Source organism: Parasedimentitalea marina (genome assembly GCF_004006175.1).
Classification (GTDB): domain Bacteria; phylum Pseudomonadota; class Alphaproteobacteria; order Rhodobacterales; family Rhodobacteraceae; genus Parasedimentitalea; species Parasedimentitalea marina.
In genome coordinates this window covers 3,020,845-3,036,520 of the sequence record NZ_CP033219.1, presented here as the reverse complement: position 1 = coordinate 3,036,520, position 15,676 = coordinate 3,020,845, and the positions used below count along the sequence as shown (strand labels likewise).

At 52.1% G+C, this 15,676-nt stretch carries 16 protein-coding genes; 6 read left to right on the top strand and 10 right to left on the bottom strand.

The window, feature by feature from the left end; translation table 11 throughout:
• The first annotated feature begins 32 nt into the window (after nt 1-32).
• The 4 genes from EBB79_RS14665 (at nt 33) to EBB79_RS14650 (ending at nt 2,175) form a co-directional block, all read left to right on the top strand.
• Nucleotides 33-197, top strand: a complete 165-nt coding sequence (locus EBB79_RS14665) for a late control protein (protein ID WP_238704920.1) — start codon at nt 33-35, stop codon at nt 195-197.
• Between the two features lie 141 nt (nt 198-338).
• Nucleotides 339-839, top strand: a complete 501-nt coding sequence (locus tag EBB79_RS14660; RefSeq protein WP_127749579.1) for a hypothetical protein — start codon at nt 339-341, stop codon at nt 837-839.
• Nucleotides 836-1,084: a hypothetical protein gene (locus EBB79_RS14655; RefSeq protein ID WP_127749578.1), complete on the top strand. Its 249-nt coding sequence runs from the start codon at nt 836-838 to the stop codon at nt 1,082-1,084. The genes EBB79_RS14660 and EBB79_RS14655 overlap by 4 nt, the downstream gene beginning before the upstream one ends.
• A gap of 581 nt (nt 1,085-1,665) precedes the next feature.
• The gene (locus EBB79_RS14650; RefSeq protein WP_127749577.1) at nt 1,666-2,175 is read left to right on the top strand and encodes a hypothetical protein; all 510 of its coding nucleotides are present in this window, start codon (nt 1,666-1,668) and stop codon (nt 2,173-2,175) included.
• 910 nt (nt 2,176-3,085) lie between these two features.
• Here the strand turns inward: EBB79_RS14650 and EBB79_RS14645 are convergent.
• The 3 genes from EBB79_RS14645 to EBB79_RS14635 form a co-directional block, all read right to left on the bottom strand.
• Nucleotides 3,086-3,868: an inositol monophosphatase family protein gene (locus EBB79_RS14645; protein WP_127749576.1), complete on the bottom strand. Its 783-nt coding sequence runs from the start codon at nt 3,866-3,868 to the stop codon at nt 3,086-3,088.
• A 42-nt stretch (nt 3,869-3,910) separates the two neighbouring features.
• A complete protein-coding gene (locus EBB79_RS14640; RefSeq protein WP_127749575.1) occupies nt 3,911-4,558 on the bottom strand; it encodes a histidine phosphatase family protein in 648 nt (215 codons plus the stop codon).
• 105 nt (nt 4,559-4,663) lie between these two features.
• Nucleotides 4,664-5,287: a response regulator gene (locus EBB79_RS14635; RefSeq protein WP_127749574.1), complete on the bottom strand. Its 624-nt coding sequence runs from the start codon at nt 5,285-5,287 to the stop codon at nt 4,664-4,666.
• 648 nt (nt 5,288-5,935) lie between these two features.
• Between EBB79_RS14635 and EBB79_RS14630 the strand changes: the two genes are divergently transcribed.
• Together EBB79_RS14630 and EBB79_RS24470 are read left to right on the top strand one after the other, a co-directional pair.
• Nucleotides 5,936-6,826 (top strand): LysR family transcriptional regulator, encoded by an 891-nt coding sequence (locus EBB79_RS14630; RefSeq protein WP_127749573.1) that lies wholly within the window; start codon nt 5,936-5,938, stop codon nt 6,824-6,826.
• 117 nt (nt 6,827-6,943) lie between these two features.
• On the top strand, nt 6,944-7,081 hold the full coding sequence (locus EBB79_RS24470; RefSeq protein ID WP_164860821.1) for a hypothetical protein: 138 nt from the start codon (nt 6,944-6,946) through the stop codon (nt 7,079-7,081).
• 172 nt (nt 7,082-7,253) lie between these two features.
• Here the strand turns inward: EBB79_RS24470 and EBB79_RS14625 are convergent, their stop codons facing one another.
• The 7 genes from EBB79_RS14625 to EBB79_RS14595 form a co-directional block, all read right to left on the bottom strand.
• Complete coding sequence (locus EBB79_RS14625) at nt 7,254-7,880, bottom strand: LysE family transporter (protein WP_127749572.1); 627 nt, start codon at nt 7,878-7,880, stop codon at nt 7,254-7,256.
• A 131-nt stretch (nt 7,881-8,011) separates the two neighbouring features.
• Nucleotides 8,012-9,340, bottom strand: coding sequence for a chorismate-binding protein (locus tag EBB79_RS14620; RefSeq protein WP_164860820.1), 1,329 nt, complete (start codon nt 9,338-9,340; stop codon nt 8,012-8,014).
• Entirely contained in the window at nt 9,337-10,092 is a 756-nt protein-coding gene (locus tag EBB79_RS14615) for an ankyrin repeat domain-containing protein (RefSeq protein WP_127749570.1), read from the bottom strand. The genes EBB79_RS14620 and EBB79_RS14615 overlap by 4 nt, the downstream gene beginning before the upstream one ends.
• Before the next feature lies 1 nt (nt 10,093).
• Nucleotides 10,094-11,410 carry a ferritin-like domain-containing protein gene (locus EBB79_RS14610; RefSeq protein ID WP_127749569.1) on the bottom strand — a complete coding sequence of 439 codons (1,317 nt, stop codon included), beginning with the start codon at nt 11,408-11,410 and terminating at the stop codon, nt 10,094-10,096.
• 15 nt (nt 11,411-11,425) lie between these two features.
• Nucleotides 11,426-12,667, bottom strand: a complete 1,242-nt coding sequence (locus EBB79_RS14605; protein WP_127749568.1) for a fatty acid desaturase — start codon at nt 12,665-12,667, stop codon at nt 11,426-11,428.
• Nucleotide 12,668: 1 nt separating this feature from the next.
• Entirely contained in the window at nt 12,669-14,015 is a 1,347-nt protein-coding gene (locus tag EBB79_RS14600) for a PLP-dependent transferase (protein ID WP_127749567.1), read from the bottom strand.
• 70 nt (nt 14,016-14,085) lie between these two features.
• Complete coding sequence (locus EBB79_RS14595) at nt 14,086-14,895, bottom strand: hypothetical protein (RefSeq protein WP_127749566.1); 810 nt, start codon at nt 14,893-14,895, stop codon at nt 14,086-14,088.
• Nucleotides 14,896-15,676 lie beyond the last annotated feature (781 nt).

The following is a 15,676-nucleotide window of genomic DNA, read 5'->3' as shown; positions in this document are numbered from 1 at the left end:
AGTTCCAGAAACTGCAGCGCGCTGGGCGGTCTTTGTTAATCGCAATGCCGGGTGATCCCGATGCCATGGCGGAGGGTAAGCTGCTTGCGGCCGGGTTCAGATCGTACATCGATGGAGAGTGGTTGATCACCCGCGCGACCCATAACCTGGATAGTGGCGGCTATCGCACCAGCATCGAAAGCGAGCCGATGGAGTAGGTTCTATTCCTTGTCTGGTCACCAGACAGCTAGTGGTGGAAATGCCGGGGAACAGAACGGGACCGAAACATGAATGTTGCGAAACGTGTTGCGAGCGCTTTTCTTGGCGCTTGGGAATGTCGTGTAAGTGATTGATTTTAAATGGAGGCGAGTACGAGAATCGAACTCGTGTACACGGATTTGCAATCCACTGCCTTCTTCAATAAAAACAACGCTGTACGGTCAAATTCTTATCAGGACATTGGCAGAACACCGAGTGAACGTGATACCCCCACTTTCGGTACGACTAGTCACAATCTGACAAATGAAGACACCGGGTCATCGGCAACTGTAACCGGCGTCAATCAAGATAAGAAAACAGCTAGTTTTCGCCGCAACAAGGCCGCCAAACGCGTCAAAAGCGCAATGTCGTTGTATGCCAAGGACAGCCATAAGCGGGTGGCAAAGGGGCTGGGCTTTGCCCTCACCTTGGGCACCGAGTCCGCGTGGCACGGTATGACAATCCTACTGATGGCTCGCCTGAGTGAAGCCGAGCGCGCCTCGCTGGCCTTTGCCACCCTCAACAGCCTGTTAGAAAACCACGCCTACATGACGGCATCCGCTGCCTTGTTCGGGACCCAGTACGGGGAGGCCGCAGAATGAGCGATCTCCGCCCCGTCGAAGAGCTGTTGTACCACATGCGGACCGTGGTTCGTAGCGGTAGCGGTTGGGAAGCCAACTTCGCCCGATCCATTTTGAAACATGCCAAACGGCCCGCTTGGAACCCGTCCGAGAAACAGCATCAGATGATGCAGCGCATGGTGTCCGAGATGTTCACAGATAGCGGCGCTGACATTAGCGACGGCACTGACCTGATTGACATAGGAGACCGGCACGACGCGGCCTAACCGCGTCCGTTTCGGATGGTCGGTTAACGGTGGCATTCGAGACGTAATGGCGAACCATGGGACGGGGCAAACGCCAAGGGCAGTTCGAAAGACCGAAGCCCGCCCCCCGGCATACACAGTGTCCTTCTGTGCTGGAAAGTAGCGGTCAACTCAACCGGCGAGGACATGCGCACAGGTTGGGGCTCAAAGCGAAGGGTCGGCTCCGTTGAGCAGATCAATATCGCCCAGAGCATAGAGACAGCTTCAGCCAATGGCTGGGGACTGTCGTTCTATGCTCTTTGCTCAGGATCTCACCATTGAGCAGGGGCAATGGCAGAAAGGTAGCGACAGATGAGCAGGACAAAATCTAATTGGAAGACACGAGACAGGGTCATACTACAAGAATTCCCGGTTTGCTCTGGCTGCGACCAGCGCGGCCAAACCGAAACCTGCTGTGATCTCCACGCGTTCGCGGACTCCCCACCATGAATTAGTTGCCGTGGCTCTGGCCGAGTTCGTTCAATTCCTAGATTTCAACCGCCCACTTCCCACTCTTGCGACGATCGCCGGGCAGGGATGGGCACAATCAACGGAGGCATATTATGCCCATGAAAATAGATCACGTCACTCTGGGACGAGTGCTGTCACAGTCATGCTGGAAGTGTCTGAAGCTCGCGACGGCGGCCAGTGCCGCCTATCCTCAACAGGACCCATTTGTACGGGCCTTGTTTGCGCAGACTCACGCATTTGAACTGCTAAAGAGTGAACTCGACACAACCTACCACACAGAGGTCTGCGACGCAGAGTTCAAAAGAATTGGTCATCCATACTACCGGCTCCAGGATCCGGGCCTTGTCGAACCCAAAATCGGGGTTGCGCATTATCGGCCGCGGACGCGAAACCGGAAACGGCGCTTTTCAAATGAGGAGATATTGGCTGCGCGCCGCTGCTTGGTTGAGATTGGTGAGAGCCTGGAATATGCTAGAAGATTGATCTCTGAATATGGTTCGCAACACCGCGTCAACGTGGTTCTCAATCACGCTACGATCAGTTGTGAGGCCGCTGGTTTCCTTGTCGGGGTGTCACCGGTATCTGCGGTAATTTTTGCCTAGATTGTCTTCACTCAAATCCTAGAGAAGCCGAGGTAGCTATTCGGCTCTCTGAATGTTCTCGGAATTACATTAGTTCGGTGTTCGACTATTTCATACTGCTCCGGGGCAACCTGGCTTTGATTTGGGATGAGGGAAATTTGTAGGCGCAGCGGAAGTATGGGCACGAGGGTGAAGAGCATAGAAAAAAAGGTCACTTTCCCCGGCTCTTAAAGGGGGAGGGGTGGGTACAATCGCTAAAACGGGCCTTGCCGCATACCCGCTATACCCTCACGCGGAGGTTTTTTATTCCATGAAAGCCGAGAATTCAGAAGCTAAGGCCGAAACTCACTTGTAGTGCGATCCTGTGAAGTTGCGCCGCGGAAGTGTCGACGTGCGGTTGATATTTTTCTATAAAAGCAAATACTTACGCGGCATTGCGAATCTGTTTTGGGTAAAGGATCGCATAGCTCGGTTTATGGATGTTCATCCTAATACTTTGCGCAAACATTATTCCCGTAAACTCACCCAGTTCTTTGAAATTATCGAACGGAAGAACTGCGGGTGATGGCTGTCCGAAAGTTGGATCCAGTGGAGATGCGCCGCGTCGCGGTTCCGCAGCCATTCGTCACGGTGCAGAACTTTCCAGGGAACCGGTGGTTGCAAGCGAACGATCTGTGGCAACGGCTTGAATAGCGAAATGGCTTAGATTATGTCTTAGGTGAACGCAAAAAACGCCCTGTTCAGTTCAAAAAAAACCTCTCTAACGCTGCCTGTCAAAAACTACTTATGCTGGTAGCTGGACGGAATATACATTGGAAACCAGCTTGGGCGAAGTGATTGTTGTAAGCGAAAACGTCGATAACACGCCAATAACGGGCACCGATAGCACCGTTAGTCAGGATGCCATCGGGTCGTTTTTATTAACCTTAGACTAGTCTTCAAAAACCGTGTTTGCGATGCGAACTAATTCATCAAATATTCCCGCACTCCCTGCCACAACCCGCCCGCCCTCGGCTATCATCTGATCCGCCGACTGTTGTTCTACGCGTCCACCAGCCTCTTCGGTGATCAGTAGTCCGGCCAAACAATCCCACGCGTTCATGTGTTCCTCAATGTATCCAATCAATCGCCCAGCTGCGGTATAGGCCAGTGACAACGCCCCCGAGGCATTTCGGTGAAAGACACCGTCCTGCTCTAGGACTTCGGTGATCAGCCTGGTCGTGTTGGGTTTACTGGTTCGGTTGCAATACCCCGTCCCGATACTGCCGCGGTTCATTGCAGTGCCAGCGCGGCAGATAAGTGGATTACCATTGAGGGTCGCGCCGCCCCCTCGTTCAGCATGGAATGTCTCATCGTGGATCGGGTCAAGGATCACTCCAATTTGCGTCTGGTCATCCTTCACTATGGCTAGGACAACACACCAAGCGGGGATTGCAGTAACGAAATTCGTTGTGCCATCGATCGGATCTATCACCCAATTGTAGCCCGACCTACTGGGCTTTGGCGCATGCTCCTCTCCGACGATACCATCGTCAGGATACGCCTCTTCAATTAGCTGTCGGATGAGTAACTCAACGTTTTGATCCGCTTCCGAAACAAAATCTTGCAGACCTTTGTCAACCACGTCAAGACTGCCCACGCGCTGAAAATAGTCCAGGGCCAATTTCCCGCCACTTTTTGCTATCTCAACTGCTTTTTGTGATCTGCTATTCAACGAGGATTCCTCCGTAATGGCGTTTGGCCCCGCTCAAGGGCTTTAGTTTCTGATCATTTCTCCCATCGGGCGCAAATGAGACGTCGGTTTGCTCTGTAGCGTACTAAACTGGAAGAGAATTCCAACGCCGCCAGAAATTTGCTCAAATTTCCGATCAATGGGGGCACTAAACAGGTAGCAGTATAACAGGGTTGAAACTGCGCCATGTCCGACAAAGAACACGTCACCTTCATCATGAACACTTAGATAGTTGCGAGTGTCTGCTACAATTCGAGACTGAGTTGCGGTTGTGGTTTCCCAACCTCCGACACCTGTGTCGGAAGAGGCAAGGAACTGGTCAGCAACGATTTCAAACTCTTTTGAAGACAAGAAACTAGTCGAGCCGCGGTCGTTCTCATGCATCAGCTCACGCACTTCCAATTCGCAATTAAGGGCAGCCGCCAACGGTCGAGCTGTTTCAGTCGCTTTGATTTCAGATCTGCTGATGACAGCCATGGCTTTGTTCTGGGCATTGGAATTTGCCAGTGTGATAACCCGGCGTTGCCTCAATTTACTCAGCGTCCAATCCCGGATATCTTTAGCAAGCTCGTTTACTTGGGAATTGTCGACCACATTTGGTGATCTGTAACACGCATCATGCAGTTTCAAACGGCGGAATACCATGCAACTGTTGTCAATAACGCTTAGCATTGTAATCTGATTTGTTTCCGTCAACCAAGCCGATGAGCACCCAGATCCAACTCCGTTCCGCCCATTCTATCTCATCAATAAGATGCCTGACACAGTTGCACTCTGTCAGATCCTGCTCTGGGTATGGCTCCGGTCAATCGCCTCAATGACTAACAACTTATAGGACGATTTGCACAGCAAACCTCTCTTCCAGACGGTGCAAATCTCTGTAAGATCGGCAAAACATCTATCGCAATGATCATGCCGTGTAGCCAAAATAATTGGTAGTTCTGGAACCATCGCGCGGGCTAGAAGCAGTGAAGCTATAGTTTCTTGTTCGTTTAGCATTTGATCCATCTCCACTACCAGAATTCCCCAGGCCTTAGGGTTTTCAGAGATAGCTTCCTCTGCCCAATCAAAGTTAGTCGTATGGACCACTACCGCTCCCAACTCCTCAAACCAAGATACCAGTTCAAGATTGCGCTGATAATCGTAGCCTACCAAAAGAACCCGATAGTCTATCAGCATTTCATGTTCCTCTACTAATTTCAGATGTGTCGTTTGGGTTTCTTCCTCAAAAAGCTGATGAAGAGAAGGAACACTATATAAGTAATCACCGTGTTTACTGGCGTGAAAGTTCATATTGTCTGCTGTCTTTAATTTAGGCTGAGAGGGCGGTCGTTCTTGCTCTGTGCCATTTAAGAATTTTTTTACCAATTTTTTTAGCCTTACAAGTGCCGGTTTAGTCATTTACAGGCTCCTCTTTAGCCTTTTCTGTTGACCTCACCGCTCGGCAGTAAAGTTCACCGCTGTTTTTAAGTAAGTGCCCTTTATCGTCTTCCGGCAAAACTAATCTAATGTCAGGATGATTGTTCCGCCGGGACGTCTGTTCCCGTGGTGAAGATAACGGGGTGAAGACTACGTGATCTACGGTCCCGAACTGTTCAAAACACACAGTTACAGCTGTTCTGTCTGACAGATCTCCTTCGCACGACCGACACATCGATGCAGCTTCGCCGTCATGTGTTGAGAGGGCTGGAACAACTGCTTTTGGGATGCGGGATAATCCCCAAATAGTAACCGATTTGGTATTTGGTTTGAAAACCATCGAGAGCACTCCTGTTTGTTTAGTGCCGATTTGTGAGAGGAAACCTCCAGACAAGTGCTGGGGGGGCATGATTATTTTATTGGCTGTTCGGGCCCCTCGAGTTCGTCAAAAAAACTTAAGACCGGGCGCATTGGGCCAAGGCATATCAAGCTGATGAATTGTGACGAAATCAAAGTGGATATCAGTCTCCTCTGCGTTGACTGACAGCATGCCTGTGCTGTATTATCTATATAATTGAGACAGTTACGAAATATCTATTCGGTTTCACTGAATAATAATGAGGCTCCCTGATGCTGCTGGAAAACCTAAATATGTTCCTCCGAATTGTAGAGAAAGGAGGGTTGGCTGCCGCTGGTCGCGAATTGGGTATGGCGCCAGCGACTGTCACAGAACGTCTCGTAACTCTAGAGTCGCACTACGGCGCTCGACTGCTAACCAGGACAACACGTTCTATAAGCCTCACTGATGAGGGCCGGGAATTGATTGTTGGCGCGCGGCGTATTTTGGCTGAAGCGGAGGAAACTGAAGCTCGCATCAAGTTAGGGGCTGAAGGGCTCTCAGGCTCAATCAAGATTGCGGCCCCCCATGATCTTGGCTGCAATCATTTAGCTCCCATGCTAGATAGCTTTATCGACGAACATAGGGAAATCAGCATAGACTTGTCGCTTGACGACGGTAATATTGATCTCGTGGCACAAGGCATTGATCTTGCTGTTAGATATGGAAGCTTGTCAGACAGCACCATGAAGTCAAGAAAAATTCATGACAACAGGCGGCTGGTTTGTGCGGCTCCAGACTACCTGAAACGCAATGGTACACCGCTACATCCTGAAGATCTCGCACATCACAACTGCATTATTATGCGATTTGGGGCAAAGACCATTCAAGATTGGGCCTTTGTTATTGATAGCCGACAACACGTTTTACGCGTCAATGGCAACCGAATCTCCAATAACGGAGACCTTGTAAGGCGATGGTGTATTGCTGGCCAGGGAATCGTACTCAAGTCAGAATGGGACCTGAAGGCTGATCTCAGTGCAGGGAAGTTAGTCTCTGTTTTGGAAGACTATGCACCCGAGCCGAATTCACTCAATATGGTCTACCCGTCAGGCGCCGTCCAACCAAAACGTGTCCGAGCATTGATGGATCATATAGCAAAGGCATACCACCAAAAATTTTGAGCGAAAATCACACCCTTTGATGCTTTACATACGATCTAACGTCAGCGCCAATGGTTCCAAATGGCATTATTTGGGAAGGGTTTTTTTCTGGCTCATCAACCCACTGATAAGTAGACGATGAAAAAGACAACTAAAAGCTCCGGCGAAAAGATTGTCAAAGACGTCAAGCGTGCGCCGCCCGAACAGTATTCATCGGAAGAGAAGATCCGGATCATCTTGGACGGTTTACGCGGGGAAGACGGCATGCGGAGCTAAGCCACAGCAAAGGCATTTCTCAGGGCACCTATGTGGCATTGCAATACGGCCACTGTGAAACAGGGCCGACGTTTCAAAATCCATGCCCAGTTCTAACGACCTTAAACTATGGCATCCCACCTGGCACTCCTTCAGAAGGTGGCGAACCTAAGAGTTTTGGTGGTCGTTTGGTTCAACCCATCCAAGCAGAGGCGGCCAGTTTTACACCGAGTGCTGTCAGGATAGCTCCGGAAATTCGATTGATCAGTTGGCTATTTCTCACGTACGGGGCGCGAAAGGATTTAGCCGAAAAAACTGTTGCAAGCGCTCCGTGCCAAGCAATCGACATCAAGAACAGCAGAGCAATCATGATGGCCAGCCCAACACTTGGCACATTGTCGGTCAGAAAAGCCGCGAAGATACTTCCGAAATAGGCTGCAGACTTCGGATTTGACAGATTGGCGATCAAACCACGGCGGAAGAATTTTCCCTGAAATCCGTTACCTTTGCCGAGCAAACTGGGCTTTAAAGGTTCAGCCGTCCAGAGTTTGAAACCGAGATAAATTAGGTATCCGCCACCCGCGATCTTTAGCGCAAGACCCAATACCGGAAGCGCCGCTAAAATCACTGATACGCCAAACACCGCACCGACCATCCACACCAAGGTTCCAACTGCGATTCCCAATGCGGCGCGCAAAGCATCTTTTCGTCCGCTTGAAAGCGCTGTTGTCAGGAGTAATACCGAATTTGGGCCCGGGCTTACCATCACAGAAAAATGGATAGGCAGGATAGCTAGGATCAGTCCGATACTAATATTCATGGGATGAGATTTTCCTCGCCGCAAAAATTTGGTGAATAATAAAGCATTTTATCACAATATTATCGGCGGCAAAGGAAATACGCCGACGGAGATCAATGCAGCAATTCCGGCAGACATGTTTAGTAATAGACCTACGCTTGGCAGCATTGGAACACTGCTTCCATGAGACCCGATATCTTGTCTTCGGTTTCGGCTAGTTCGCTTGCCGCGTCAGATTCACGCAACACGCCCATGCCGACTTTTGCGTGGATCGTGTCGCCCTGAACCAATGCGTTGCGAAGATTCAGGAAGCTTCCAGTATAACCCTTTTCCCAATGGCCGATGATGCCCCCGTAAAAGCGATGCGGGCTCCTGTCTGAATCCGACAGCGGCAACAGATCAGTAGGATTCGCCCCCATGATCGGAAAAAGTGTCGGGGCAATATCGAAGAATGTGATCTGGGGGCGGAGTGTCCCAACCACTAGGCTATGCAGATGACAGACATTGCGAAGCCTCTTGATTTGCATGGGCATGATAAGCCTCATACGCTGGGCATCGCAGAAAGGCTCGTAGCGCGCCGACCGGCTCTCAATCGTCGCCAAATGCTCTTTTTGCTGTTTGGGGTTATCGATGAGCTCGCGCCGCTCAAAGGCTTCCCCCTGTCCAGCCTTGCAAGTTGAGGCCACAATGTCGACGTGAAGATCGCCTCCGATGATTTCGAAGGTATTTTCCGGACTGCATCCAAACGAGAAGGTTGTCTCATCAATGCAGAAAAAGTGGCTGCAAGCGTATTCACCGTTGTTTCGGGCATGTTGTTGAAAGATGTCGAAGCGATCAATTTCCTTAGGAATAGCCCTGAAGAACGACCGCATCATCGTCATCTTGCCATTTGGGTGGTCCTGCAGCGCAAGGATGCCGACTTCCAAACGCTCCAGAAACGCAGCATCGCTTTCGACGCGCTTCCAGTCGGCCGAAGCTTTCGCGAACAACAATGGCGTGAGTGGCGTGGCAGTACTTAGCGGCACGATATTGTCTACTAGCTCTGAGAGCATTTGCTGCGCTTCGCGCATGCCCGAGACATCCAGCGTATAGCTTATTTCCCCATGCGGCTTCTCTACTGAAAATCGAAATTCTAACTGAGGCTGCACGAATACCGCAAAGGGTAAGCGGACGTCGCAAAAAGCCCTTTTGAAATCAGGGCTGACCAGAAAGAAGCATGGAGCCTCTGAATCCACACTGGCCCTCACTACATCAAACAACGCCACATCTTGTCCGTCCTTTGCAATGAGGTCAAACGGCCATTGCGCTGCTAGAGGCAGGGAAACTCGCCGCCCCTCGCCAATCCCGACCTTGACGAACCGCCGGTTCTTGTTGTGGATCAAATAGCTTCCTGGCGACGACGTGAAACCCGAACGGCGAAAGAAATGGCAAGCCATTTCGAAATAGGTCTCATGTGCCGTAATCGCAGACAAATCGTTCAAAATTTCATACTCTTGCATCCCTCGGCGTGACTGCAGGCAGCGCTGCACATGAGAATTTCGGTGGTAGCCTGACCTTCTTGTGAGGCCAGCAGCGCCGTACGCCCGAAACAGTCTATGGCATCACGTCGGGCTCCGAGTTCGAGAAGTCGGGAAACGACATCCGCTGAGCCGCTTTGTGAAGCGACGATAAGGGGTGTCCAGCCGAGAACCGCGCGAGATTCGAGGTTGGCGCCTTGCTTAATAAGCGCATTGACTGTTTTGAGATTGCCAATGGCGCTGGCCGAGATGAGCGGCGTCCATCCCAGATCGTTTCGGTGTTCAGGATCGGATCCATGCGCGATCAGCAGCTCTATAAGCGCGGTAGAGTCAGTTTCGGACGCGACGCACAGCGCCGTGTTGCCGAAATCGTCCTCGGCATGAACGTCGGCACCGGCCTCTAGCAAAAACCCTACCATTTGGGTCGAACCTAGGGATCCGGCAATTATGAGTGGTGTGCGCCACAATGCTTGGTCTCGCACTTCGAGTCTTGCACCGTGTCGTACGAGTTGTTTGCTCGCGCTCAACGCATCGCAATGTACAGCGAAGAGCAACGCCCTACTCAGTCTCACCACCGACGCCGGACATGCGCTTTCAATGGCCGGAATGGCCACGCCTAGCGCTTCGTCGTGGCCAGAAGCAATCTCCCTAAAAAGACGTTTTTCATCGTTTGACAGTCCGCCTGCAGCGCTTATGTCAGAAGCTATCTTGGTCATGTTACTCCCCCATTAACTCGCCGACCTGTTTGCGCGTTAGCGCCAGCGCGTAATCCTCCCCAAGCACGCCTTCTTCAGCCAGGCGCCGGGCAGCGAGGCGGCGTGCGGTTTCGCTGACATCTGCCGGGTTCTCGCCAGGCGCCATATCGATCAGCAGTTTGCGGCCGCGACGAACATGGGTCAGTTCGTCGGCATGGACGAAATCAAAGGCCTTTCCGATGAGGTCATCATCGCGCGCATAAGCCTGCTGAGCCATGACATTTAGGCGGCTCACGATATTTAGCTCTCCAAATATATTGAGCTGCGCAAAGGCTAATACCGGTGGCATGGGTGCGCGCACATTGATGCCAATGATGGAGCATGGAATCTCGAAGGGATCGTGGCCAAGATTAGCCAGGATCGCGTGGCCAGTCTCTACATGCCGTGCCTCGTCTTCGACGAAACGCGCGAGCTGTTCGACCAGCTCGAAGGGAGCATCATCTAGGTCGAACAGGACGTTTGCAAATGTTTCAATGGCATCAATCTCGTCGCGCTGAACCCGGGCCAGTTCCAGACGGTCGACCCCGTACTTGTCATCCGGCAACTGGTGCAGTCCGTCAGAAGTCGAATACTGGCGGGACTGGTGGAACAGGGCAAACCTACCATCGCGCGCGCATTCGTTTGTCCGCTGATAGGGCTCACGGCTGTCCTGCCGTAACATCGGCGATGGGCAGCCGTCCGAGCTTCGAGACTTCAGTATCGCCGTGATATGTGTCTCAAAAAATTGGCTTTCGAAATCAATAGCGACATAGGCCGACCGGGCCGTTTCAAGCCAGTCAGTGACCTCTACGATATCTGGTGCAAAGCGTCGCATAATCAATACGCTTGGGCGGTCTAGAAGGTGGCTGGTCCTTTGGATATACTGTGATTGGGTCTCGGCGAGATGGGCTACTAGGGCACTATAGCCGAAAACAAACTCGGCAGCGGAATCGGAATACAGCAACTCGTTGCAGACAGCCGATATTATCTGCGGGATGACGCACAGTTTCGAGTCGCGCACCCGCAGTTCGACCAGCCTCCGGCGCGTCGCCCCTGCAATCTCTGCATGCAGAAAGAGACTGTGAGCCAAAAAAACCTTTGTCTCGATTTCAGGGATGCGTATGATGGTTCCCGCGATCACCCGCACCAGGGACCAGTGGCTGAAGAACAGATATTTCAACTCTTCCACAGCCTGATCGAAGCTGAGCGCGGAATCGATCTCGACGGATAAAGGCGGCAATTTCGGTAGAGGAGCGGTGTTATTCGCTGCCCGCGACTTTGTGGTCTTTGGAATGTTCATCCTGAATACCCCCTATTAAATTCGGCGTTCAATCGCGCCAAGCAGTGTCGATTGATGTGGGACAAATTTGCGGGGAAGTTGCGACCAGGTTGCAAAAAATTCGTCGAGTGCCGCTGAATTGCCGTAGATATCAAGATAATCCGAGGCTCCCCCGTCAATCTCATGTTGGCGCAGATAATGCTCGACCGGCCAATCCATTATCCTTGCGTGGCGGTGATGAAAATCATGCGCAGGCATAACAGATACACAAACAAAACTACGCTCCAGTATCGGCTTAAGCATCGCGACAGACCAATATCCCCAGGCGAGAAGTGAGCCGCTCCAGCACAGGTCCTTGCGTGGCGCAGAAATCAAAAAAAACCTGCCATGTGAAATACGGCGTACGAAATCGCGTGGTGCTTCATTGCTTGCACGGCGCGACAGCCAAAGATGCTCGGCTGGAACTTGCAGCCCGATGCTGATCGCAAGAAGTGGACCAATTGGCACGAACCATGCTAGGAGCCAGACATTCCAAACGCCGTACCACGTCACTAGGCAAAGAACCGCGCCATGCATGGACCATGCTATGACGTGCCGGAGAAGTGATCCAGAGATGAAATTTGATCGGGTTCTGTCCCAGAGAAACAGCAGATGGTAGCGCGGAGAAAACAGCGTCAACAGCAGGCGTTTTCTGTACCAGCGGATCTCCCGGCCCGTTTCGAACCCCATCATTAACAGAAGGCCCATATCCGGATCGTTTATGTTGCCAATCCCGTCCAGCCCGTGATGTTGCATGGTGTGGCCATGAGCATACTCGTCCATATTCGAGGCTAGAACGAACGCGGTCAGCACTTCCCCGATCCAGTTGTCCAGACGTTTGTCTCCCGTAACGCAATTATGGGCAGCATAATGCGATATGAGTTTGAGCGAACTCGCACCATTGACAGCCAAAATCCAGGCAATGGGTAGCGCCAGCAACCAAACGCCACCTAGCGAAAGGAAAGCTACGGCAAGCCCGACACCAGACGTAAATTTAACAAGGTCGATCACCAGGCGGACAACCGGCGTAATCGTGAGCACTGGCCTCTGTCCCGACAAGGGCTTTCCGCTTACCGCTGTAATCAACGGTTGAAGCCAGTTTGGAAACCTGTCGAAGGTTTCCCTCGGCGGTTTCGACGTGTCGAGGAGAGAACTCAATCTGCCAAGCATGTTTTGTGGGGCGGGTTGCTCCTTGTCATGCGCGCCAGCGGTCGAAGTCGTTTCCTCAATCAGTGCCATATTAAATCGCCCCAAAAGAATTTGTGATTGTCAGCTTTGTCTGTCGGTCCGACAGAACCTCCTGCGCTGCGTCCCGCAGACATTTGGCGCTGGCTCTGACTACCTCGGTGTCTTCGAGCCCGATGGAAACTCGAAGATATGAGGGTGCGTCGGCGCGGTTCAACCGCGTCGTTTCGTAAACCCGCGCGCTGGATTTCAACCAACCGAACCCGGCCCGGACGTCAGGCACGACCGCCTCACCATGAGCACGCGCCCTTTGCTGCCACCGCGTTAGCAGCCGTTTGTAGTCCGCTCCTTCGCAGTTTCCGAAAGCCAGAAATATGAGCGAACCGACACCTTTTGCTAAAACCTTGGCATTGCCCTCGTCGGCGAATTTGTCGAGCACAATAGCTTCAAGCTCGGGCATGCCAGAACGAGACAGCTCTGCTGCAAAAGTCCGGACGTTTCGGCTGTGTGTCGCCATTCGCAGCGGCAGCAATCGGATGAGCGAAGCGTCGAGATAGGAGAGTGCCCGGGCCTGGAGGAATTGCCCGGTGTCGCGCCCATAGTTGCGTGCGGATGCGATGAGATCTCCTGCGCCGTAAACAACACCGCACATCGCATCATTTGTGATGTATTTGGTGCCGCTTTCGACAACGAGGAGACGGTCTGTAAAGTCGAGCAGATCGAACCAGCGGGTAAGTGCGCTCTGCACTGAATTGTCGAGAATGAAGATCGGCGCCGACGGGCTCGCCGACCAATCCGTGATATCGCGCACAGGATCGACGCTTGGCATATTGGCAATTGTTTCGAGAAGAACGACGTCAGGGCGGAAGGCCGCAAGCGCATCCCGCAAGGCATTTGGCTGCGCGACATCGACAGCGTGAATCTCTACGCCGAGCGGCAGGAGATACCGCTCGATTAGGCTTGATGTCTCAAAGTACCGAGACTTGCCGACAAGCAGACGTGTACCAGACCTCACCTTGCAGGCGCCGAGTGCGACAGCAATCGCCGACATGCCGCAATTAACAAGAATGCTCTGCTCGGCGCCGTAGACCTCGGCTAAGACACGTTCCAGCTGAATGCGCCGACCGTTCTCGAATGTGTCCCAATAAGTCAAGTTTGTGGTCCCAGCTTCGGTACGAGCCGCCAGTGCCCAAAACGCCTCCATATCCTCGACGGGCTCAGCGATATTCACGGCACTGTTAAGCTCTGCCGCCCGCTGGTGTATCACCGCATGCAGGTGGTTAGCCTGGCGTTGCCATTGGGCGAGCGAACGACTGGAGCAGTTTCCCACGCAGTCCGGATCGTAGACGCGTAGCGCTTCAGTCAGATAGTCTGGAGCCTTATCATGCGTTTGGCTCAGCATCCCCGGAAACCTTCTAAATGTCTCCGTGTAGCGACGATGTGTTTGGCCTGACGGTTCGAAGGGCACGACATCAGCGATGGATCTCGGCAACCAGAAGGTGATGGCTGAGAAAGATCCCAGGCATCGACTCGCGCCGGTCGGTGAAAATCACCCGTCCGCGCCCGTTGAGCATATCGCTCCATTCGTCCGCCGAGCGATGGGCTGCGGGACAAGGTAACGGAGTATTGTTTAACCCGTAATTGAAGAAATCGTCGACCAAGATGTGCAGATCGTTCGGCAGGTCGGGCTCGACGCAATTCTCGACGATGATTACGCGATTGGCCGCGAGTTTCAGAGCAAGTTGCAGAAGCCCTTCAGAATCCGCCTCGTGGTGAAGAGCGGTGATAAGAAGAACCGTATCGTAGCTGTTTGGCACGGCTTCCCTTGCAAGCGTGTCATGATCCAGCCAAGTCACACTGCCTTCAGTTGAGGGGTAACTCTCGCGAATGTCATCGCGTTCGGTCACAGTGGTGGGCACCCCCATTTCCGAGAAGATTCCGCCTAGCTTGCCACTGCCGCAAAGTAGATCGATCGCCGTGCCCCGCACATGTGGCACAAGCCAGTGCGCCATGGTCGCTGACCGGCAATGATAAAAAACCCCATTCCAGCGTTCGCGCACACCGCGACCAGTGAGAAAATCGTGGATATCCGGGTAGGCGGCGGGCCCTTTCTCGGCAAACATTGCCGCGAGCCGGTCGGATACGTCCACCGCTTCGCACTGCGCATATCCAAGATCCGAATGCAGGGTACGCGACACTCGATAGGCGAATTGACGATAAATTGCGTTAGAAAAGCCCATCGGCTCAGTCGCGATGCCACTTTTCTGTTGGGAGATATTCATGTGCAGTCAAACTCCTGTATTTTTCGTCGCTAAGGGCGTGAATGGAATGATGCGATAGGACGCCGGTTTTTACTCGCGCAGCGGATGGCGTTAGCCGCGCACTCTTTTAATTTTCGGTGGTGTGTCGTTACGCATTTGGCGCCCACAGCAGGCAGTTAGGTCAATTGCGAGTGTCTTCGTTTAAAGATAACCAGATCCAATGCACTTACCTTGCCCAATGTTTCTCTATGCTCATTTTACTTTCGGATAGCCCGAGTAGTTTGTTCGAACACTGGTCTGCAAAACATCGAGAGCACTCATGATTATTGAATAGGCGCTTGTTAAAGACGATATCCGGACAGGTACTAGAGTCAGTGATCATTTTCGTAGCGGTTCACGCTCTTCGATTTCACCAAAAAACACCCTAATACCAACCGCATTGGTTCTAGGCAGATCACGCTGATGATTCGTGACGAAATCAAAGTGCATATCAACCTCCCTTAAGTTGATATGCAGAATGCACATGAAGAATTGTGTTTTTAATTGAGATAGTTGTGAAATATCAATTCGGTTTCAGTGAACAATAACGGGGTGCGTTTATCCAGCTGGAAAAGCTGGATGTGTTTCTTCGAATTGCAAAGGAAGGAGGTTAGGTTGCTGCCAAATGGAGGTTGAGCACTCACCCTCCCAACCGCCGCTATCACCATTAACTTTATTGGACCGAACACGGACTGATATGGTCCTGCATTATAACCGGTTATGAGGAAAGCGAGCCCCTAGCAGACCAAAACGTTTTTTCTTG

Excerpts from the sequence above, each read along its gene's own strand:
- EBB79_RS14660 (WP_127749579.1), top strand. The coding sequence starts at position 339 with ATGGAGGCGAGTACGAGAATCGAACTCGTGTACACGGATTTGCAATCC.
- EBB79_RS14655 (WP_127749578.1), top strand. The coding sequence starts at position 836 with ATGAGCGATCTCCGCCCCGTCGAAGAGCTGTTGTACCACATGCGGACC.
- EBB79_RS14650 (WP_127749577.1), top strand. The coding sequence starts at position 1,666 with ATGCCCATGAAAATAGATCACGTCACTCTGGGACGAGTGCTGTCACAG.
- EBB79_RS14640 (WP_127749575.1), bottom strand. The coding sequence starts at position 4,558 with ATGCTAAGCGTTATTGACAACAGTTGCATGGTATTCCGCCGTTTGAAA.
- EBB79_RS14635 (WP_127749574.1), bottom strand. The coding sequence starts at position 5,287 with ATGACTAAACCGGCACTTGTAAGGCTAAAAAAATTGGTAAAAAAATTC.
- EBB79_RS14630 (WP_127749573.1), top strand. The coding sequence starts at position 5,936 with ATGCTGCTGGAAAACCTAAATATGTTCCTCCGAATTGTAGAGAAAGGA.
- EBB79_RS24470 (WP_164860821.1), top strand. The coding sequence starts at position 6,944 with ATGAAAAAGACAACTAAAAGCTCCGGCGAAAAGATTGTCAAAGACGTC.
- EBB79_RS14625 (WP_127749572.1), bottom strand. The coding sequence starts at position 7,880 with ATGAATATTAGTATCGGACTGATCCTAGCTATCCTGCCTATCCATTTT.
- EBB79_RS14615 (WP_127749570.1), bottom strand. The coding sequence starts at position 10,092 with ATGACCAAGATAGCTTCTGACATAAGCGCTGCAGGCGGACTGTCAAAC.
- EBB79_RS14610 (WP_127749569.1), bottom strand. The coding sequence starts at position 11,410 with ATGAACATTCCAAAGACCACAAAGTCGCGGGCAGCGAATAACACCGCT.
- EBB79_RS14605 (WP_127749568.1), bottom strand. The coding sequence starts at position 12,667 with ATGGCACTGATTGAGGAAACGACTTCGACCGCTGGCGCGCATGACAAG.
- EBB79_RS14600 (WP_127749567.1), bottom strand. The coding sequence starts at position 14,015 with ATGCTGAGCCAAACGCATGATAAGGCTCCAGACTATCTGACTGAAGCG.
- EBB79_RS14595 (WP_127749566.1), bottom strand. The coding sequence starts at position 14,895 with ATGAATATCTCCCAACAGAAAAGTGGCATCGCGACTGAGCCGATGGGC.